We start from the raw sequence: 19911 nt of genomic DNA, 5'->3' as shown, positions 1-19911 counted from the left end.
GACCAGCAGTAACAGCCACAGCAAAATGAACGGCGTCTGTTGGCGCCATGCCGGCAGGTTGGCCCGGGCGCGACGCCCGGCGAGGCCTTCGAGATCGCTCAGGAAGCTGACCTTGAGTGCCGGTTCGCCACTGTCGGCCACCGGCAATACGATGCGCATCAGCCACGGCAGCGGCAGAAGGGCAAAAATCCACGGCCAGGCAAATTCAAACATGCTTGCGAATCCATGTGTCGACGGCCTGGGTCAGGCCGGCGATCGCCTTGTCGTCGAGCTTGCATTCGGGTTTGTAGGCGCCTTCCACAAGCACCATCCAGCGAGTCAGCCCGGCCGCCGGGCAGCGGTTGTCGAGGAACGCCAGCCATTTGCGGCCGTTGAGGGTGTGGCTCTGGCTGTAGGGGTAATGGTTGCGGCACAGGCGTTTGAGCAAACCGTTGAGTTGCTGCAGCCAGGCACCGGCCGGTGCTCCGTCATACGGCTTGGGCATCAGCGCCAGTTCGGCCAGTGCAGCCAGGCGAACCGGGTCCAGCGGCTGTTCGGCGCGCACCACGGGGCGTTTACGAGGAATGAAATGCCGCAGCTTCCACAGCCCGAAACCGGCTAGCGGCAGCACTAACAGCAGTAACCACCAGCCCGGCGCAGGCGGCCAAAAGTCGATCGGCGGGGGAGAAATCAGCGGTTGCAGTTGTTCCAGTCCGCTCATCGACCTTTCCCCGGCTTCTGTGGGTTCAGGTACTCGCGCAGTTGTTCGACCATTTCGCTCTGGGTACTCAGGGGCATCAGCAAGACGCGCAGTTTCTGCGCGAGCAGCTCCCAGCGAGCGATGCGCGCTTCGGCCTGGGCCCGGTAAGTCTGGCGCAGGTCGAAATTCAGCGTATCGAGTTCCAGTTGCGCTCCGCGCTCGGCGAAACGCAAAAGTCCCGCGGCGGGCAGGGCATGATCCAGCGGGTCGGACACCGGCAGCAGCAACAGGTCGCAATGACGCGATAACAGGCTCAGCTGTTGCTCGGCGCTTTCCGATAGCGCGCGTTCATCACAAATCACAATGACAAGGCTGCCCGGGCGGGACACTTCCCGGGCGCGGCGCAGGGCGATACCAAAGGCATCACGGTCCGGCTCGCTTTCGCTGTTCAGCGACTGATTGACCCGCACCAGCCGGTTGAGCAGTTGCAGCAGACTTTGCTTGCTGCGCCGAGGCTTGATTTCGTAGTGCTGATTGTCGCCATAGACCAGCCCGCCGACCCGGTCGTTATGCCCCAGGGCTGCCCAACCGATCAGGCTCGCGGCCTGTGCGGCGAGCACTGACTTGAACATCAGGCCCGAGCCAAAAAACAGACGACGGCTTTGCTCGACCATGATGAAAATCGGCCGCTCACGTTCTTCGTGGAACAGCTTGGTGTGAGGCTCCTGGGTGCGTGCGGTCACGCGCCAGTCAATGGTGCGCACATCGTCGCCGGCCTGATAGACCCGCACTTGATCGAAGTCGACGCCACGGCCGCGCAATTTGGAGTGGTGCAGGCCGATCAGCGGGCTGCGTTGGCTCGGCGTGGAAAACAGCTGCACTTCGCGCACGCGATGGCGCATCTCGATCAGGTCGGCGAGGCTGACACGGATGCCCGGCTCGGGCGGCAGGCTGGCGTTCATCGGGGTCAAGCGACGGCTACGACGTCGAGAATCCGCTGGACCACCCGGTCCTGGTCGATGCCAGCGGCTTCAGCTTCAAAGGAAAGGATGATGCGATGGCGCAGCACGTCGAACAGCACGGCCTGGATATCTTCCGGGCTGACGAAGTCGCGCCCGGCCAGCCAGGCGTGGGCGCGGGCGCAGCGGTCCAGGGCAATCGAACCGCGCGGGCTGGCACCGTAGGCGATCCACTCGGCCATCTCCGGATCGAACTTGGCCGGGGTGCGGGTGGCGATGACCAACTGCACCAGGTATTCCTCCACGGCGTCGGCCATGTACAAGCCGAGGATTTCCTTGCGCGCGGCGAAGATCGTCTGCTGGGTAACCCGCCGCTCAGGCTTGGCTTCGCCGTTCAGGGCTTCGCCACGGGCCTGTTGCAGGATCTTGCGTTCAACCGTCGCGTCCGGGAAACCGATCTTCACGTGCATCAGGAAGCGGTCGAGCTGGGCTTCGGGCAGCGGGTAGGTGCCTTCCTGCTCGATAGGGTTCTGCGTGGCCATCACCAGGAACAGTGGCGACAGCTCATAGGTGCTGCGCCCGACACTGACTTGCCGCTCGCCCATGGCTTCGAGCAGCGCCGACTGGACCTTGGCCGGGGCACGGTTGATTTCGTCCGCCAATACCAGGTTGTGGAAGATCGGGCCTTGCTGGAACACGAAGCTGCCGGTTTCCGGGCGGTAGATTTCCGTACCGGTAATGTCGGCTGGCAACAGGTCAGGGGTGAACTGGATGCGGTGGAACTGAGCTTCGATGCCTTCGGCGAGTTCTTTGATGGCCTTGGTCTTGGCCAGGCCAGGAGCGCCCTCGACCAGCATGTGGCCGTCAGCGAGCAGGGCGATGAGCAAGCGCTCGATGAGTTTTTCCTGGCCGAGAATCTGCGTTGAAAGAAAGGTTCGCAGCGCGAGTAGCGCTTCACGATGTTCCATCGATGACTGTTCCTGCAAAAGGGTGGCCGAGGACGTTCGAAATACGCCAGGGCTGGGGGCGTTACTTTAATCCATCGCGGGGGGCGGCGACTAACGGCATTTTGCGCAAAGTGCGGGAAATGATTGGGGTAATTGCTGGATTTTTGTAGCAGGGGAGTGATTGGGTGGCTGTGCCGGCCCCATCGCGAGCAGGCTCRCTCCTACATTGACGGTGTACGACGATCAATTGCAGGAGYGAGCCTGCTCGCGATGAGGCCGGAACAGGCGCTGATATTCAGAGCTGGCTGATATAGGTGCCAGTGCCTTTAAGAATGTTCTGCAAGGTCTCTTCCACTTCGGCCAGGTCCGTCATGTCGGCATCAAAGGTAATTTCCAACACATCATCCCCATTCAGCACATCAGCATCCGCCGCCGCAATTTCGATCTTCAGCAGCGTAGGGCTGAGCGTGACCTTCACGCCCTCAAGCGTCGAGGGTTCGCCGTCGAGGGTGATTTCCAGCTCGTCTTCATCCGGGTAGCGGCTCATCAGGAACATTTCGCCCTGGTCGCTGTGGCAGCAGAGCATGGCCATGTTGTCTTCTTCGTCGTCGCAAGGGTTGACGATCAAGAGGGCGGTTTTCATTTTCATGGGAAATTCCTGGCCCGGCGGGCGTGGTAAACGCAACAAAGGGCGATTCTGCCAGCCCGCGCACATTTCTGCTCGTCCACGTGTGAATGGCCGGGTTGCGAACGGGCAGAGTGTTACTGGTCATTTCTGGTACGCATGCCCCGTAAAACCGGACAAAAAACCGTCATTTTTCTGTGCGAATGCTAGTGTTGTTCGATGCGCGTGCCTTGAGCTGCGTACCGATGACCGAATATGTCGCAGCACCGCAAGCATGGGCCTTGCCGCACTCGTTAAGCTGCGCAACGGATGAGCACCCGTAAAGACATTGCGCTGCACCCGGCCCAGTCGTTTTTGCAGATGCCCATTCACGGAAGGTGAATGTGACTTGAGTGTCTCGTCCAGCTTCACCCACCTGTCACCCTGTTTCCTCTGCCCGAGAATCAGGAACAGGGTGACGGGTAGCCCCGAACAGGGGTTTTGCACGCGACGCTTCCATCAATAACAAGCCCAAGCGGAGTACCACAGATGGCGTTCTTCACCGCAGCCAGCAAAGCCGACTTCCAGCACCAACTGCAAGCGGCACTGGCGCAGCACATCAGTGAACAGGCACTGCCACAAGTGGCGCTGTTCGCTGAACAATTCTTCGGCATCATTTCCCTTGACGAGCTGACGCAGCGTCGGTTGTCCGACCTTGCTGGCTGCACCCTTTCTGCGTGGCGCCTGCTTGAGCGCTTCGATCACGCGCAGCCGCAAGTGCGCGTCTACAACCCCGATTACGAACGCCACGGCTGGCAGTCGACCCACACCGCGGTCGAAGTGCTGCACCACGACCTGCCATTCCTGGTGGACTCGGTGCGTACCGAGCTGAACCGCCGCGGTTACAGCATCCATACCCTGCAAACCACCGTGCTCAGCGTGCGTCGTGGCAGCAAGGGCGAGTTGCTGGAAATCCTGCCTAAAGGCACCCAGGGCGACGACATTCAGCAAGAGTCGCTGATGTACCTGGAAATCGACCGCTGCGCCAACACTGCCGAGCTCAATGTCCTGAGCAAAGAGCTGGAGCAGGTGCTCGGTGAAGTCCGCGTTGCCGTTGGCGATTTCGAGCCGATGAAGGCCAAGGTCCAGGACATCCTGACCAAGCTGGACAACAGCCAGTTCGCCGTCGATGCCGACGAAAAGAACGAAATCAAGAGCTTTCTGGAATGGCTGGTGGGCAACCACTTCACCTTCCTCGGCTACGAAGAGTTCGTGGTCAGCGATGAAGCCGATGGCGGCCACATCGTCTACGACAATGACTCCTTCCTTGGCCTGACCAAGCTGCTGCGCGCCGGCCTGACCTACGATGACCTGCGCATCGAAGACTACGCCGTGAACTACCTGCGCGAACCGACCCTGCTGACGTTCGCCAAGGCCGCGCACCCAAGCCGTGTGCACCGTCCGGCTTACCCGGACTACGTGTCGATCCGCGAAATCGACGCCAATGGCAAGGTCATCAAGGAATGCCGTTTCATGGGCCTGTACACCTCGTCGGTGTATGGCGAGAGCGTGCGGGTGATCCCGTACATCCGCCGCAAGGTCGAGGAAATCGAACACCGCTCCGGCTTCCAGGCCAAGGCTCACCTGGGCAAGGAACTGGCGCAGGTGCTCGAAGTGCTGCCGCGCGACGATCTGTTCCAGACCCCGGTGGACGAGTTGTTCAGCACCGTGATGTCGATCGTGCAGATCCAGGAACGCAACAAGATTCGCGTGTTCCTGCGCAAAGACCCGTACGGCCGTTTCTGCTACTGCCTGGCCTACGTGCCGCGTGACATCTATTCCACCGAAGTGCGCCAGAAGATCCAGCAAGTGCTGATGGATCGCCTGAAAGCCACCGACTGCGAGTTCTGGACCTTCTTCTCCGAGTCCGTGCTGGCCCGCGTGCAGTTGATCCTGCGCGTCGACCCGAAAAACCGCCTCGACATCGACCCGCTGCTGCTGGAAAAAGAAGTGGTGCAGGCCTGCCGCAGCTGGCAGGACGACTACGCCGCCCTGACCGTCGAAAGCTTCGGCGAAGCCCACGGCACCAACGTGCTGGCCGACTTCCCGAAAGGCTTCCCGGCCGGCTACCGCGAGCGTTTCGCAGCCCACTCGGCTGTGGTCGACATGCAGCACCTGCTGAGCCTGAACGAAAAAAATCCGCTGGTGATGAGCTTCTACCAGCCGCTGGGCCAGGTGTCCGGCCAGCGCGAACTGCACTGCAAGCTGTATCACGCCGATACCCCGCTGGCGCTGTCCGACGTTTTGCCAATCCTGGAAAACCTCGGCCTGCGCGTGCTGGGTGAGTTCCCGTATCGCCTGCGCCACAACAGTGGCCGCGAGTTCTGGATTCACGATTTCGCGTTCACCGCCGCCGAAGGCCTGGAACTCGACATCCAGCAACTCAACGACACGCTGCAGGACGCCTTTGTCCACATCGTGCGTGGCGAAGCCGAGAACGACGCGTTCAACCGTCTGGTACTGACCGCCGGCCTGCCATGGCGCGACGTTGCACTGTTGCGTGCCTATGCCCGCTACATGAAGCAGATTCGTCTGGGCTTCGACCTGGGCTACATCGCCAGCACCCTGAACAACCACACCGACATCGCTCGCGAGCTGACCCGGTTGTTCAAGACCCGTTTCTACCTGGCGCGCAAGCTGACCGGCGACGATCTGGACGACAAGCAGCAACGCCTGGAACACGCGATTCATAGCGCCCTGGACGACGTCCAGGTACTGAACGAAGACCGCATCCTGCGTCGCTACCTGGACCTGATCAAGGCCACCCTGCGCACCAACTTCTACCAGACCGATGCCAACGGCCATAACAAGTCGTACTTCAGCTTCAAGTTCAACCCGCGCTTGATTCCCGAACTGCCGAAGCCGGTACCGAAGTTCGAAATCTTCGTTTACTCGCCGCGCGTCGAAGGCGTGCACCTGCGCTTTGGCAACGTGGCTCGTGGCGGTCTGCGCTGGTCCGACCGTGAAGAAGACTTCCGTACCGAAGTCCTGGGCCTGGTAAAAGCCCAGCAAGTCAAGAACTCGGTSATCGTGCCGGTGGGTGCGAAGGGCGGCTTCCTGCCGCGTCGCCTGCCACTGGGCGGCAGCCGTGACGAGATCGCGGCCGAGGGCATCGCCTGCTACCGCATCTTCATTTCGGGCCTGCTGGACATCACCGACAACCTGAAGGACGGCGCCCTGGTGCCGCCGGCCAACGTCGTGCGTCATGACGACGATGACCCGTACCTGGTAGTGGCTGCGGACAAGGGCACTGCGACCTTCTCCGACATCGCCAACGGCATTGCCATCGACTACGGCTTCTGGCTGGGTGACGCGTTTGCGTCCGGTGGTTCGGCCGGTTACGACCACAAGAAGATGGGCATCACCGCCAAGGGCGCGTGGGTCGGCGTACAGCGCCACTTCCGCGAGCGCGGCATCAATGTCCAGGAAGACAGCATCACTGTTGTGGGCGTCGGCGACATGGCCGGTGACGTGTTCGGCAACGGCTTGCTGATGTCCGACAAGCTGCAACTGGTCGCGGCCTTCAACCACCTGCACATCTTCATCGACCCGAACCCTGAGCCGGCATCGAGCTTCGCCGAGCGTCAGCGCCTGTTCGACCTGCCGCGTTCGGCCTGGTCGGACTACGACACCAGCCTGATGTCCGAAGGTGGCGGCATCTTCTCCCGTAGCGCGAAGAGCATTGCGATTTCCCCGCAAATGCAGGAACGCTTCGACATCTCGGCCGACAAGCTGACCCCGACCGAACTGCTCAATGCCTTGCTCAAGGCACCGGTGGATCTGCTGTGGAACGGCGGTATCGGTACTTACGTCAAGGCCAGCAGCGAAACCCACGCCGATGTCGGCGACAAGGCCAACGATGCACTGCGCGTGAACGGCAACGAACTGCGCTGCAAAGTCGTGGGCGAGGGCGGTAACCTGGGCATGACCCAACTGGGTCGCGTCGAATTCGGCCTCAATGGCGGCGGATCCAACACCGACTTCATCGACAACGCCGGTGGCGTGGACTGCTCCGACCACGAAGTGAACATCAAGATCCTGCTGAACGAAGTGGTTCAGGCCGGCGACATGACCGACAAGCAACGTAACCAGTTGCTGGCGAGCATGACCGACGAAGTCGGTGGTCTGGTGCTGGGCAACAACTACAAGCAGACTCAGGCCCTGTCCCTGGCAGCCCGTCGCGCCTTGCCGCGGATTGCCGAATACAAGCGCCTGATGAACGACCTGGAAGGCCGTGGCAAGCTGGATCGCGCCATCGAGTTCCTGCCGGCCGAAGATGCAATCAACGAGCGCATCGCGGCAGGCCATGGCCTGACCCGTGCCGAGCTGTCGGTGCTGATCTCGTACAGCAAGATCGACCTCAAGGAGCAGCTGCTGGGCTCCCTGGTGCCGGACGACGACTACCTGACCCGCGACATGGAAACCGCTTTCCCGCCAACCCTGGTGAGCAAGTTCTCCGCGGCGATGCGTCGTCACCGTCTAAAGCGCGAAATCGTCAGCACCCAGATCGCCAACGACCTGGTCAACCACATGGGCATCACATTCGTTCAGCGACTCAAAGAGTCGACCGGCATGAGCCCGGCGAACGTGGCCGGCGCCTACGTGATCGTGCGCGACATTTTCCACCTCCCGCACTGGTTCCGTCAGATCGAGAACCTGGACTACCAGGTCTCCGCCGACGTGCAACTGGAGCTGATGGACGAGCTGATGCGTCTGGGCCGCCGCGCCACGCGCTGGTTCCTGCGTGCCCGTCGCAACGAGCAGAACGCTGCACGTGACGTCGCGCACTTCGGTCCGCACCTGAAGGAGTTGGGTCTGAAGCTCGACGAGCTGCTCAGTGGCGAGATCCGTGAAAACTGGCAGAGCCGTTATCAGGCTTACGTCGAAGCCGGTGTTCCGGAGCTTCTGGCGCGTATGGTGGCTGGCACCTCGCACCTGTATACCCTGCTGCCGATCATCGAGGCTTCCGACGTGACTGGCCAGGACCCGGCAGAGGTGGCCAAGGCCTACTTCGCCGTGGGCAGCGCGCTGGACATCACCTGGTACATCCAACAGATCAGCGCTCTGCCGGTTGAAAACAACTGGCAGGCCCTGGCCCGTGAAGCGTTCCGCGATGACGTCGACTGGCAGCAACGTGCGATCACCATCTCGGTCCTGCAACAGGGCGATGGTACCCGGGACGTGGAAACACGCCTGGCGCTGTGGATGGATCAGCACGAGAGCATGATCGAACGCTGGCGCGTCATGCTGGTGGAAATCCGTGCCGCCAGCGGCACCGACTACGCCATGTACGCGGTGGCCAACCGCGAACTGCTGGACCTGGCGTTGAGCGGTCAAGCGGTAGTGCCTGCCGCTGTCGCCGCCGAGCTGGAACCGGCTGCCTGATCAGGCGTTGAATGAAAAAGCCCCGCATCGAAAGATGCGGGGCTTTTTTTTGCCTGGGAATCTTGTGGTGTTTGTACCGGCGCCATCGCGAGCAAGCTCGCTCCCACAGTAAATGGGGTGTACATGAGTGGTGTGTAAGACACCAATTACTGTGGGAGCGRGCTTGCYCGCGATGGGGCCATTGATTTCAATACAACTTCTGGCTTGATTTATTATCAAGCATCGACACATTACTTGTCGGGCTGGTCAGCAAATTACTGAGCGATTGGTCAAATTTTTGCAGGGCCCTTACTTGCACATTCTGTTGTTCATTAATGTCCGCAACTATCTCTTCACTGCGTTTATAGTCGGCCCATACCGGACTTAGTGCCTTGGCGTCATGCCCTTGTGCAGTACCGATGTAGTTGAAGTTCTTGTCATAAAAGTCCGCACGGACATCCGCCTGGATATCCGAACTGCGGGAGGTCATCAGTTGACTGCGGGTGTCGACCACTGCCATCACATCCGGTTTCGCTGCCCTGAGGCTCTGAATGTCCGGGTATACGATAACCGAGCCAAATTGCCGCTGCAGGGAGGCCTTGACCCAATCCACGGCCTGGTCTGGCCTGGAGGTGGCTACGTAGGCGTCATGAATCGGCTGCACCAGCAGGCTCTGGCCGAAACCGGTGCCGGCGTTGGCTTGATAATCCCGAAGGTAGGCACGATTGGTCTGAGTGGATTGGCTGTAGATAACGCCCAACGAAACTTGGCTACCGTTGGTAATGCTGGTGGCACCGCTGCGGCCCACCGGTTCGGTGAAGATACCGTTCAGCGAAGAGATCGCCGTGGGCGCGGTGGGGATCGAGCAGCCGGTTAAAACAACAGCCATGGTCAACGTACTGGCAAGCGCAAGTTTCATGGTGTTTCTCCAGTGAAACAACTTCAGTCGAAAATTAAAGTTGCCGGCGTGGTACCGGCGGTGACTCAAGACTAAACCCTGAATGATTTATTTAAATAGCCAATACCTGCACTTGTCCGGTGGCCAATAGTTTTGTTTGGTTTAAAAGTTCTCGGTTAATTGCGTGAGGAAATTAAAAGGCCCGAATCCGTGATTCGAGCCTTTTAATTTATAGCTGTACGTTCAGCCATCAGTGTTCCAATGGGATCAACACTTTCTCGTCCGGGGCCAAAACCATGAATACCAGCAACTTGGCAGGCTTGGTTGCGCTGGCGTTTTTCGACACCAGGTGTTCCGACCCCGCCGGCTCATACCAGAACTCACCGGCCTTGTAGGTTTTCGCCGGCTCGTCCTTGACCTGAGAAACGATTGCTCCCGAAATGACATAGGCCATGGTGGTGCCATCGTGTTTATGGGCGATGGACGACTGGCCGGGCTGGTAATCGACTTCGATCATCAGCGCTTTTTTACCGGGGACGTTCTTCAGCATTTCGTCCTGCAGGACAGTGACCTTTTCCGCAGGATCATGGGCAAAAGCCGATGCACAAAACATCAGGACCAGGGCGGCAAGGGGGGCAGCACAGAAGCGCAACACGTTCATGGTTCGTTACCTGCGGTGGTTGGTTGTTGCAATCCACAGTAGTGCGCAAGTGGTAACGATCAAACAGCCAATATTCGGGAAGGCGAGGGGACCAATTAACCGGCGTTAAAAGCAAAGATCGCAGCCTGCGGCAGCTCCTACGGAGAATTCCGTGTGGGAGCTGCCGCAGGCTGCGATCTTTTGATCTTGTTTTTAAACGATCGGAAAACTGTTGAAGTCCACGGCATTGGCCAGTTGGCTATCGATCAGGCTGATAAAACCCTGGACCTGCGGGCAGTTGAAATGCGATCGCATGGCCGCTTCCGATTGCCAGTGGGCGCTGACGGTCCAGCGATTGGTGTCCTCGGGGCAGCGGTCGACCATATAGGATTCGCAGCCCGGTAGTTCACGCAGGGTTTCGACAATCTTTTGCAGTTGCTTACCCAGTTCATCCGAGCGGCCGGCGGCGGCCTGTACCTGTACGGTATTGATCACTTCATGGGACATTGCTCACACTCCTGAATCAGGCCGGACGAATCCTGCTCATTGAGGGATAACGCCTATGCAGGATAGGCCTGCCCCCGGGGACCGCCAATAGCCAATCGCCGGATAAAGCCGCAGGCCAATCCGTCAGGCTACCTGCTGCAGAATGTCGCGCAAACGGTCCAGGGCAATGTCGATGTCGAGGGTTTCGATGGCGCCAAAACCGAAGAAAAGCCCGGCCCTGGGCGCTTGCTGATAGAAAAAGCTGTCGATGGCATAGAGCCCGACTTCGACTTTTTTCGCCAGTTCGATCACCAATGGAATATCCATCGGCACTTTGCACATCACCACCAAGTGGAAACCGGCGGTGGTCGGCACCGCCTCCAGCCAGGGCGAAAGATCGCCGGCCATGCGCGCCAGGATTCGCTCGCGGCGCCCGGCATAGATCGTATGGCAGCGCCGGATGTGCTTGAGCAGGCAGCCTTCGGCGATGAACTTGGCCAGCGCCCATTGTGGCAGGGTCGAAGTGTGCAGGTCGGTGAGCTGTTTGGCACGCACCACGGCCTCGAGGATCGCTGGCGGCAGGATCGCATAGCCCAGACGCAGTTCCGGCAACAGGGTTTTCGAGAACGTTCCGACGTACGCGACGATCCCCCGTTCATCCATGCTTTGCAGGGAGTCGGCAGGACGGCCCTCGTAGCGGAATTCGCTGTCGTAGTCGTCCTCGATGATGATCGCGCCCAGCTCATGAGCCTTGGCCAGCAGGGCTACCCGACGCGCCGGGCTCATCGGCATGCCCAGCGGAAACTGGTGCGAAGGGGTGACGTAGATCAGGCGCGTACCGCGAGGAATCTGGTCCACCACAATGCCTTCGGCGTCCACCGGCATGCCAATCACCGTGGCGCCATGGCTGCCGAACAGCAGCCGCGCCGGTGGGTAGCCTGGGTCTTCCATGGCGACCAGGCTGCCTGGACTGATCAGCACCCGTGCGATCAGGTCCAGCGCCTGCTGCGCACCGTTGCACACCACCACATCCTCATCCTGGCAATTGACCCCGCGGGAGAACGCGATGTGCCGGGCAATGGCGTTGCGCAGGGCTGGCAAACCCTCTGGCAGGCTGTAGAGGCCTTTGGAACCGGCAATCTGGCGCAGTGCGTGAGAGGTGCAGCGTCGCCAGTCATCCTGGGGAAACTGGCCCTTGCTGGTGGCGCCGCCGATGAAGTCGTAGCGCAGCGAGCCCTCAAGCGTCGGGTGACGCAGAAACACCGGCAGGTTGCGCCAGGACTCGATCACCTCGAAACCGGCAAGCTCGCAATGGCTCTGTTTACGCTGCACCTTCGAAGTGCGCGCGTTGACGTAAGTGCCTTTGCCGACCACGCCGGTGAGGAAGTTTTCGTAGGTCAGTTGGGCGTAGGTATCGGAAATGGTCTTGCGCGAAATACCCAATTGCCCGGCCAGCAAGCGGCTGGGCGGCAGTTGCGTCCCGGCGGTCAGGCGACCGGACTCGATGGCGCTGCGCAGTTGGTTGTACAGCTGGCCGGCCAGGTCCTTGCGGCCGTTGATGACAACATGTAGTTCCATACCGGCGAGGCTCCGGGGCTGTTGAGGCGCGTGTGCGTCGCGCAAGATTACCCCTATCAGCTGGTGGTACAGAAGTTGTGCAGTGGAAAAATCGTCAATTGGTCTGGTGGCGGTGGTCCCCGGGGAAATCGCCTGATTGGATCTGTCTTGCCTGCGAGCCAGCGACTACCGTGAAGGTCACATCAATGCTGCACGAGATCGCTCCATGACCCCCCGCCTGGATTATTACAGCGCGTCCCCCAAAGCGATGAAAGCCATGATCGCGATGGAGGCCCTGACCAGCAGCCTGAGCATCGAGCAGGGCCTGCTGCACCTGATCAAGATTCGTGCTTCGCAGCTCAATGGCTGTGCCTTCTGCACCGACATGCATTCCGTGGATGCACGGCGCCTGGGCGAAAGCGATCGGCGCCTCTATTCSATAGTGGTCTGGCGCGACAGTAATTTTTTCAATCCGCGGGAAAGAGCCGCGCTGGCCTGGACCGAGGCGGTCACCTTGCTCTGCGAAAGCCATGTGCCGGACGATGTCTACGCCCAAACCCGGGAGCAGTTCAGTGAAAGCGAAATGGTCGACTTGACCATCGCCATCACCACCATCAACAGCTGGAACCGCCTGGCCGTGAGCTTTCGTCAGACGCCCAGCACCTGAGTCTTTGTCATGGCAGGTTCATGAACGACCCGCAGGATGCAACTGTCAGTGTCAGATCGACAGGGAGTCCTCGATGTCAGTCATGGAAACCAGCACCCGCCAGGGGGCTACCGAGTATCGTGTAGCCATTGATAAAAACACCTCCTGGCGCCAGTTGGCAGCAGGTATCGACCCCGAACTGGCGCTGTGTTTCACCGTCAGCGCCCGTTGCGGTTGCTTCATGCAGGCCGCCCGCAGTCTCAACCTCAAGGCCACCCGCCTGCGCAGGCAACTGGTGCTGCTGGAGACGCAGCTCCAGTGTTCATTGTTCAACCATTCAGACAATGGTTTCAGCCTCAGCCGCGATGGCTTGCGTTTGCACGCACAATTGATCGCCCTGGCCCATGAGCGCAATTTGCCGGTGATCGAGCAGCCGTTGATTCGCCTGGCCGTGGCGGATTCGATCCTGCATGACATTCTCGGACGCGGCCTGGTTGCACTGCTGCGGCGCAACGCCAGCGTGCGGCTGGACATCATCACGCTCGACAGCGAATTGTCATTGCAGGCGGTCAGCGCCGACGTGGTGGTGTGGCTGGGCGAGACCGAGTCGCCGTTACCGGGGCCAAGCTTTGCCACCACTGAACCCCGGCGTCTGGTGCAACTGGATTACCTGGCGCACATTGCCAAGCGCTACTCGCGGGTCGCTTCCAGGCCGGAATGCCTGGATGACCTGGCCGATTTTCTCCTGGTGCAATGGCAGCAGGACGGCCATGTAGAAAGCTTGCGGCCATGGAATGCGCTGGTGGATCAGCGCCTGGCCGGAGCGGTGCAGCTGCAATCCTGGGAGCTGATGCTGGAGATGATCCGTTGCAGTGCCTGCATAGGTCTGCTGCCGCACTACATGAGCCACTTCGACCGCGGGCTGATCGCCTTGCCGGGCCTGTTTGACCAGCCGATGCGACGTCAGGTGTGGATGGCGGTCAACGCCCATTCCGGGGACGACGCGCAGGTAAGGATGATCGTCGAATTGATCGAAAACACCTTCAATGAGCGCCGGGCGTGGTTTGAATGAAGATGTTTCGGCAAGCTGCAATCGCCACAAAGGTTTCGTTCGTTATAGAGTGAACGGCCATGTCTGCTTCAAGGATGATTCACCCATGCCAGCCACCGAACCCGTTATCACCCTCGAGCGCTTCAACGAATCCCATATCGAAGGCATTACGGCGCTGTACAACGATCCGGCAATCGCCCGTCAAACCCTGCAAATGCCGTTTCAGTCCACCGAACTCTGGCGCAGTCGCCTGGCGCTGGATAACGAACGCCTGGTGAAAGTGGTGGCCCTGCATCAAGGGACGGTCGTCGGCAACATTGGCCTGGAGCAGTTCTCACGCATTCGTCGCAGCCATGCCGGCAGTTTCGGCATGGGCGTTGCGGTGGCGTGGCAGGGCAAGGGCGTGGGTTCGAAGCTGCTCGCGACGGCGCTGGATATCGCTGACAACTGGATGAATCTGCAGCGCATCGAGCTTTCAGTGTACGCCGACAACGAAGCGGCCATTGCCCTGTACCGCAAATTCGGCTTCGAAATCGAGGGGCTTTTCCGTGATTACGCCGTGCGCGACGGCGTGCTGGTGGACACCTTGAGCATGGCGCGCCTGCGTCGCCCGCCCAAGGCCGGTTGAGTCAGTCACCCAGGGCAAACCTCTGGCGTACCTCCCGGCTGTTAGTTGCACACCGGCTGCACGCATCTGCCATGCTCAATGTCCGTAGCACCGCTGCAACCAAAGGAACACTGCAATGGACGATGTACAGCAACTGGGTGAAATGCTGCGCCACTACGCGGAAAGCGAAGCGCACAAGAAGCAACTGTTTGAGTCCCAGTCGGCCGATTGGACAGCGCGTATTGGTGGGCTGTTCGATCAGATCCAGCAGTGGCTGGAACCGGTGCAGGCGCCGCACCTGCTGGAAGTGAGCCGGGAAGCCTATGTCGCCTCGGGTCCCAGCGTGCCTGTCGAGACATCGACATTCAAGACCGAGAAACTGTCCATTGTGATTGCCGGCAGAGCGGTGGAGTTTGTCCCGGAAGTGATGGGGGCGGGCGGGCAGATTTCATTGGCGGTGATGGGATTGACCGCTGCGCGTTTCGGCAGTGTCTCACTGGTTTGCCAGCCACCTTCCAATAGCTGGCAATGGCGCAAGACCAACGGTTTGAAAGACCCGGATGTGTTCCCCTTCGATGCGAACTTTCTGGCGCAGCAGTTGCAAAGTCTGATTCCCCGGGATCGCAGTTGAGCCTTTGATCAGCGACACATGACCCCGTGGGAGTGGGCTTGCCCCGGGCGGCGTTCCGACGATGGCGGATAGTCAGGCGACGTTGATGTTGAATGTGTCGCCCTCATCGCGAGCAGGCTCGCTCCCACAGGTGATCTCTGTTGTACCCGGATCCACTGTGGGAGCGAGCCTGCTCGCGAAGACGTCGCTGATGCCGATACAAAACTCAAGTCAGACGGACCTTTGAGCCCCGCATCATTTCAACGCCGGGTCCCCCATGTTCATTTTCTTCCAGCCCTGCAACAGAACTTGCGCCTTGGGCTCCTGGCCGTTGTCCAGGTAGTACTGGATCAACGACAAGCGGGCATTGCGGTTGGACGGTTGTTCTTTCAACAGCCGTTCCAGCTCTGCGCACGCCTCGTCAATCTTGCCGCTGTCATGCAGGGCCACCGCCAGCACATAGCCGAACTGTCCGCTCTGTGGCTCCAGTTGCGCGGCCTTGCGCAGGTACGGCATGGCCTGTGCGGCCATGCCCGCGCGAATCAGCGCAAGGCCCTGGGTGTGTTGCAGCAGGCCTGAGTCGGGGTGGTCCTTGAGGCTTTGCGCCAGCAGGACATGGCCTTCCTGACGGCGACCGTTGGCCTCCAGCCATTGCACCAGGGTGACCAGTGCCGGATAGAAGTCCGGATCGCGTTGCAGGGCGGTACGCAGCAATGCTTCGACTTCTGCGCTGCGGCCATCAGCCTGATAGAGCATCGCCAGGTTGAGGTTGGCCTCGGCACGCTCGGGCAGGCTTTTCTGGACTGTCTCGTATTCAGCGATGGCGACATTCCAGCTGTCCTGGGCGGTGCCCAGTCCATTGCGTGCCACGCTCAGCAAATCCCGGGCGGCGGCGATGCGCACTGCTCTGACAGGATCATTCAACAAGGGGGTCAGCAGCTGCGCGCGCTCCGGTGGCGGCAGGAATGCGCTGAGCGCGCGTATGGCGCTCTCACGTACTTGAGGCGCCGGGTTGTTCAGGTCCCTGGTGGCCAGTTTCAACGCTTGTTCGCTCGGATACAGCGACAATTCGCCGAGCAGCGTCGCGTGCYGGATCGCCGGCAGATTGCTGCGTCGCAGTTGCTCGAACAGCGCCTGCGCCGCACCCGGTTGACCGTTACGGATCAGCCACAGGCTTTCGTCGTAACGCGGGGCTTGCACTGCGCTGGCGTTGGCGGTGTTCCACAGTTTGAATTGCCCGGTGATCTTGTCGCCGGCCTTGCCCTGGTGGCAGGTCAGGCAGGCGTCCGGCGTACCGAGAATCTTTGCTCGCTCAGGGTTGGGAATGCTGAAGCTGTGGTCATGCCGCAAGTCATTGCCCATGTAGAACTTGCCGGGCATGTGGCAATCCACGCACTGCGAACCCGGTTGGCCCATGGTGTGGCGCGTGTGTTCGATTGAATCGTAGTTTTTCGCTTGCAGGCCCTTGCCGTCGACGCCTTCCACGGTGGTTTTGCCGGCGGCGTTATGGCATTGCAGGCAAACGCCGTTGCCTGGCGCTTTCAATTGAGTGCTGTGCGGGTTGTGGCAGTTGCTGCAACGCACGCCCTTGTCGAACATTTTGCTCTGGGCGAAGGAGCCGTGTTCGAACACTTCGTCCTTGATCTTGCCGTCCAGCGCGTACAGTTCACGGGTCAGAACGCTCGGCAGGTAGTCGTCCATCAGGCGCTTGCCGACTGTGTAACCGTCGTCCAATGGTGCGCGGCGCGAGTGGCAGCGGGCGCAGGTTTCGATTTCGACGGTGGCGTTCTTGTCCTTGAGGTCGACGGCAAATCCGGCATGGATCAGGTCGGTTTTCTTCGCCGTCCATTCCAGGTGGCTGGACGCCGGACCGTGGCAGGCCTGACAACCGACACCGAGGCTGTTCCAGTGACTGTCGAAGGTGTTCTTCGCCGCATCGAAATTGCGTTTGAAACCGGTGGTGTGACACTCGACACACATGAAATTGGCGTTCTGGCTCGGTTTGCTCCAGTGCAGCGGGTTCTTGAAGTTCACACCCTGGCCCGGATACAGGTGAAACCAGCGGTGCTTCTCGGTATCCCAGGCTACGCCGAGCGCCTGCAGGCGGCCTTCGCCGACCTCGATCAGGTATTGCTGCAAGGGGGCGACGCCAAAAGCATAGGCCACCTTGAAGTCGGCATTCTTGCCGTCGACACCGGGGGTGTTGACCCGGAATTCGTCGCCTTTGCGCGAGAACACCGTGGTCTCTTTTTCGGTCTTGAAGGTGACGTTATTGAAGTCGCCGAGCAGGGTGTCGGCGTTGGCTTGCTGCATCGCCAACTGGTGATGGGAGCCTTGCCAGTCCTTGACCTGCTCGCCGTGGCAGCCCTGGCATTGTTGCTCGTCGACCATTTTCGCAGGCACGAGAGCGACCGGTTGCGGCTTGGCCGATTCGACGACAGGGGCGCTGACAGGGACTGGCTGGAGCTGCGTCGGTGTACTGCTCAGCAAAAACCAGCCAATACCTGCCACTGCGAGCAGCAAGATGCCGATGGTGACCGGGAACAGATAACGGTTGATCAGGGTCGGTTGCGAAACAGGGTGTGGGTTTGCAGCTTTATTTTTATGTTTCGGCATCACGACTTCCATGGTCCAGGTGCGATTGCCTTGCGGTGCGCGATGAAGCTCGATGCAGCTTTGCCGGATGGTCGGCGTGTGTCAAATGACGTTGCGTTGGGCTGATGGCCCCTTCGCGGGCAAGGCACCCAATCACTCCCCGACAAACCACCGGTAATGTACTGCGACAAACGTTTATTGCAGTCCTGCATCACGTCTTTTTATTGCACTTGCTCGGCTGTGGAGGCATCGAACGGATAGATCCGACGCCATTCGGACGCCATGTCGACGACCGTCCAGCCACGTTTGTTTGCTTCGTCCAGAGCCTTGTCCAGACGACCGATCTGCGATTGCCGGTCGTAAGCCCATTCGCGTTTGGCGTCGGTGTGATGCACCAGGCCCATGAAGCGTTTACCGGGACCGGCGGCGGTCCACTGGAGCATTTGCAAGTCACCGTCGGAGTTGCCAACGGCGAGGATTGGCCGGCGTCCGATCACGGCGTCGATGCTTTCCGGTTTGCCCGGGCCATCGTCGTTGTGGGCCAGTTTTGGCGTGCGCAGGATAGACGCCTGGCCGTCCTTGAATTGATAGGCAGTGACAAAGGTGGTGCCAATGACCTGTTCTGGCGGGATGCCATAGACCTTCTCGGCGAAGGCGCGCATGAACCCGGTGTCGCCGCCGGACACGATGTAGGTCTTGAAGTCCCGGCTGCGCAGGTAGTCGAGCATTTCCAGCATCGGCTGGAAGATCATCTCGGTGTACGGCTTGCCGGTTTTTGGATGGCGGGCCTGGCTCAGCCAGGTTTTGGCGTAGTCATCGAAGGCATCGGTGGTCATGCCGGAGTGGGTCGCTGCGAAAATCTTCAGCAGGCCTTCCATGCCAGTGGCGGCCAGGGCCTTGTGATCGTTTTCCAGCACCGCCTGGAAGGGCTGGGTGGTTTTCCATTCCGGGTGCTGCGGCGCGGTGCGCTTGACTTCCTCGAGGGCGAACAGCAACTCGAAGTACATCGGCTGCTCGCTCCACAAAGTGCCGTCGTTATCGAACACGGCAATGCGGTCCTCGGGCTTTACGAAGTCCTTGCTGTTTTGATCGGTGACCGTCTGCACGAACTCGGTGATCTGCTTTTTCGACGGGCCATCGTTCCAGGAGGGTAGCGGCTCGGCCGCCTGAACCAGTAACGGCAGGCTCAAGGCCAGGGTCAGCAGGAAGCTGAATGCGCAGTGATGGCGCAACGATATCGAATTCGTCATGGGAAATCCTTCTCGTGAACGGGGTTGGGCGGATGCAGTGCACAAGTGACTGATTCTCTGTTGCGCCCGGCCTGACTATGCAGCGTAGACAAGGATTCCCTGATTTGGCGCAGCGCCTGATCTTTGTCCGGTTCACGGCCGTAACAGGTCCGCAGGAAGGTTTGCAGGCGCGGGCCGTCAGGCTGCGACGGCTGCGTCGGGTCCACAGATACCCAGTTGCAGTTCGACCAGGCTGCCGACCATGACGGGATCGGCGGGTTGCAGGCTGACGCTGACCCGCAGTTCGGGTTCGGCGGCGAGGGTGCTTGTGTCGATCAGGCAAAGGAACAAGGTGCCGAATTTTGTGGTGGATGAGCGATTGCAATCGCGAGCAGGTCGGAYCGCCGCACCGTCGCTCCCACAGGGGATCGGTGGCGCACACTGATCCAGTGTGCGCGGGCTTGCCCGCGATGGCGGATTTACATTCAACGCTGATGGTGGCTGATCTGCCACCTTCGCGAGCAAGCTCGCTCCAGGGGATTCAGTTCTTCTTCGCCTGCTCCCACACCCGTTCTTCCTGCGCACGCAGTTCCGGCGTGAATTCGGCACCAAAGTCTTCAGCCTCGAACACCTGGCGAATCTCGATCTCGGCTTCGGTGCCTGGCATCGGGTTGGGGCAGCGCTTGACCCACTCGATGGCTTCTTCTTTGGACTTCACTTTCCACAACCAGAAGCCGGCGATCAGTTCCTTGGTTTCGATGAAGGGGCCGTCGATGACCGAGCGTTGCTCCCCCGAAAACTTTACGCGGGCGCCTTTGCTGCTGGGGTGCAGGCCTTCGCCTGCGAGCATGATGCCGGCCTTGACCAGTTCTTCGTTGTAGTTGCCCATGGCAGTCAGCAGTTCCTGGCTGGGCATCACGCCGGCTTCGGAATCGGCGCTGGCCTTGATGATGATCATGAATCGCATGGTGATTTCTCC

Annotated in this window: 16 protein-coding genes and 2 pseudogenes; 5 read left to right on the top strand and 13 right to left on the bottom strand. The window is 60.2% G+C overall.

All coding sequences use genetic code 11. The features are described from left to right. The 5 genes and pseudogenes from AC1DVH_RS15565 to AC1DVH_RS15545 form a co-directional block, all read right to left on the bottom strand. Window positions 1–213: pseudogene (locus AC1DVH_RS15565) on the bottom strand (BatB protein); the annotation flags it as partial. Beyond that, a complete protein-coding gene (locus tag AC1DVH_RS15560; protein WP_477754553.1) occupies window positions 206–700 on the bottom strand; it encodes a DUF4381 domain-containing protein in 495 nt (164 codons plus the stop codon). The gene AC1DVH_RS15560 and the pseudogene AC1DVH_RS15565, both read right to left, overlap by 8 nt. Beyond that, window positions 697–1641: a DUF58 domain-containing protein gene (locus AC1DVH_RS15555; RefSeq protein ID WP_477754552.1), complete on the bottom strand. Its 945-nt coding sequence runs from the start codon at window positions 1639–1641 to the stop codon at window positions 697–699. The genes AC1DVH_RS15560 and AC1DVH_RS15555 overlap by 4 nt, the downstream gene beginning before the upstream one ends. Before the next feature lie 5 nt (window positions 1642–1646). Next, window positions 1647–2606: an AAA family ATPase gene (locus tag AC1DVH_RS15550; RefSeq protein ID WP_477754551.1), complete on the bottom strand. Its 960-nt coding sequence runs from the start codon at window positions 2604–2606 to the stop codon at window positions 1647–1649. A gap of 274 nt (window positions 2607–2880) precedes the next feature. Continuing rightward, window positions 2881–3234 (bottom strand): hypothetical protein, encoded by a 354-nt coding sequence (locus tag AC1DVH_RS15545; protein ID WP_477754550.1) that lies wholly within the window; start codon window positions 3232–3234, stop codon window positions 2881–2883. A gap of 504 nt (window positions 3235–3738) precedes the next feature. Here AC1DVH_RS15545 and AC1DVH_RS15540 point away from each other — a divergent pair. Then, window positions 3739–8634, top strand: a complete 4896-nt coding sequence (locus AC1DVH_RS15540) for an NAD-glutamate dehydrogenase (RefSeq protein WP_477754549.1) — start codon at window positions 3739–3741, stop codon at window positions 8632–8634. Between the two features lie 187 nt (window positions 8635–8821). On the opposite strand, the gene AC1DVH_RS15535 is transcribed toward AC1DVH_RS15540, so the two are convergent. The 4 genes from AC1DVH_RS15535 to pdxR all read right to left on the bottom strand — a co-directional run bounded on the left by AC1DVH_RS15535 (window position 8822) and on the right by pdxR (window position 12215). Next, a complete protein-coding gene (locus tag AC1DVH_RS15535; protein WP_477754548.1) occupies window positions 8822–9532 on the bottom strand; it encodes an ATPase in 711 nt (236 codons plus the stop codon). A 229-nt stretch (window positions 9533–9761) separates the two neighbouring features. Next, the gene (locus AC1DVH_RS15530; RefSeq protein ID WP_477754547.1) at window positions 9762–10172 is read right to left on the bottom strand and encodes a cupin domain-containing protein; all 411 of its coding nucleotides are present in this window, start codon (window positions 10170–10172) and stop codon (window positions 9762–9764) included. A gap of 192 nt (window positions 10173–10364) precedes the next feature. After that, window positions 10365–10658: a putative quinol monooxygenase gene (locus AC1DVH_RS15525; protein ID WP_108215849.1), complete on the bottom strand. Its 294-nt coding sequence runs from the start codon at window positions 10656–10658 to the stop codon at window positions 10365–10367. A gap of 123 nt (window positions 10659–10781) precedes the next feature. Further along, a complete protein-coding gene (gene pdxR / locus AC1DVH_RS15520) occupies window positions 10782–12215 on the bottom strand; it encodes a MocR-like pyridoxine biosynthesis transcription factor PdxR (protein ID WP_477754546.1) in 1434 nt (477 codons plus the stop codon). 205 nt (window positions 12216–12420) lie between these two features. Between pdxR and AC1DVH_RS15515 the strand changes: the two genes are divergently transcribed. The 4 genes from AC1DVH_RS15515 to AC1DVH_RS15500 all read left to right on the top strand — a co-directional run bounded on the left by AC1DVH_RS15515 (window position 12421) and on the right by AC1DVH_RS15500 (window position 15129). After that, entirely contained in the window at window positions 12421–12861 is a 441-nt protein-coding gene (locus tag AC1DVH_RS15515; RefSeq protein ID WP_477754545.1) for a carboxymuconolactone decarboxylase family protein, read from the top strand. A gap of 73 nt (window positions 12862–12934) precedes the next feature. After that, the gene (locus tag AC1DVH_RS15510; protein ID WP_477754544.1) at window positions 12935–13912 is read left to right on the top strand and encodes a LysR substrate-binding domain-containing protein; all 978 of its coding nucleotides are present in this window, start codon (window positions 12935–12937) and stop codon (window positions 13910–13912) included. An 85-nt stretch (window positions 13913–13997) separates the two neighbouring features. Then, window positions 13998–14519 (top strand): GNAT family N-acetyltransferase, encoded by a 522-nt coding sequence (locus AC1DVH_RS15505; protein WP_477754543.1) that lies wholly within the window; start codon window positions 13998–14000, stop codon window positions 14517–14519. Between the two features lie 115 nt (window positions 14520–14634). After that, entirely contained in the window at window positions 14635–15129 is a 495-nt protein-coding gene (locus AC1DVH_RS15500; protein ID WP_477754542.1) for a hypothetical protein, read from the top strand. Window positions 15130–15363: 234 nt separating this feature from the next. On the opposite strand, the gene AC1DVH_RS15495 is transcribed toward AC1DVH_RS15500, so the two are convergent. The 4 genes and pseudogenes from AC1DVH_RS15495 to AC1DVH_RS15480 all read right to left on the bottom strand — a co-directional run bounded on the left by AC1DVH_RS15495 (window position 15364) and on the right by AC1DVH_RS15480 (window position 19899). Then, window positions 15364–17724 (bottom strand): tetratricopeptide repeat protein, encoded by a 2361-nt coding sequence (locus tag AC1DVH_RS15495; RefSeq protein ID WP_477754541.1) that lies wholly within the window; start codon window positions 17722–17724, stop codon window positions 15364–15366. Between the two features lie 200 nt (window positions 17725–17924). Then, on the bottom strand, window positions 17925–18953 hold the full coding sequence (locus AC1DVH_RS15490; protein ID WP_477754540.1) for an HAD family hydrolase: 1029 nt from the start codon (window positions 18951–18953) through the stop codon (window positions 17925–17927). After that, a pseudogene (locus tag AC1DVH_RS15485) lies at window positions 18950–19167 on the bottom strand (BatD family protein); the annotation flags it as partial. The pseudogene AC1DVH_RS15485 and the gene AC1DVH_RS15490, both read right to left, overlap by 4 nt. Before the next feature lie 306 nt (window positions 19168–19473). Continuing rightward, a complete protein-coding gene (locus AC1DVH_RS15480) occupies window positions 19474–19899 on the bottom strand; it encodes a YciI family protein (RefSeq protein ID WP_477754554.1) in 426 nt (141 codons plus the stop codon). Window positions 19900–19911 lie beyond the last annotated feature (12 nt).

It is taken from the genome of Pseudomonas sp. P4_C3 (assembly GCF_056402075.1).
Note: the sequence above shows the minus strand (reverse complement) of the source record. Positions and strands in the feature narration are given on the sequence as shown.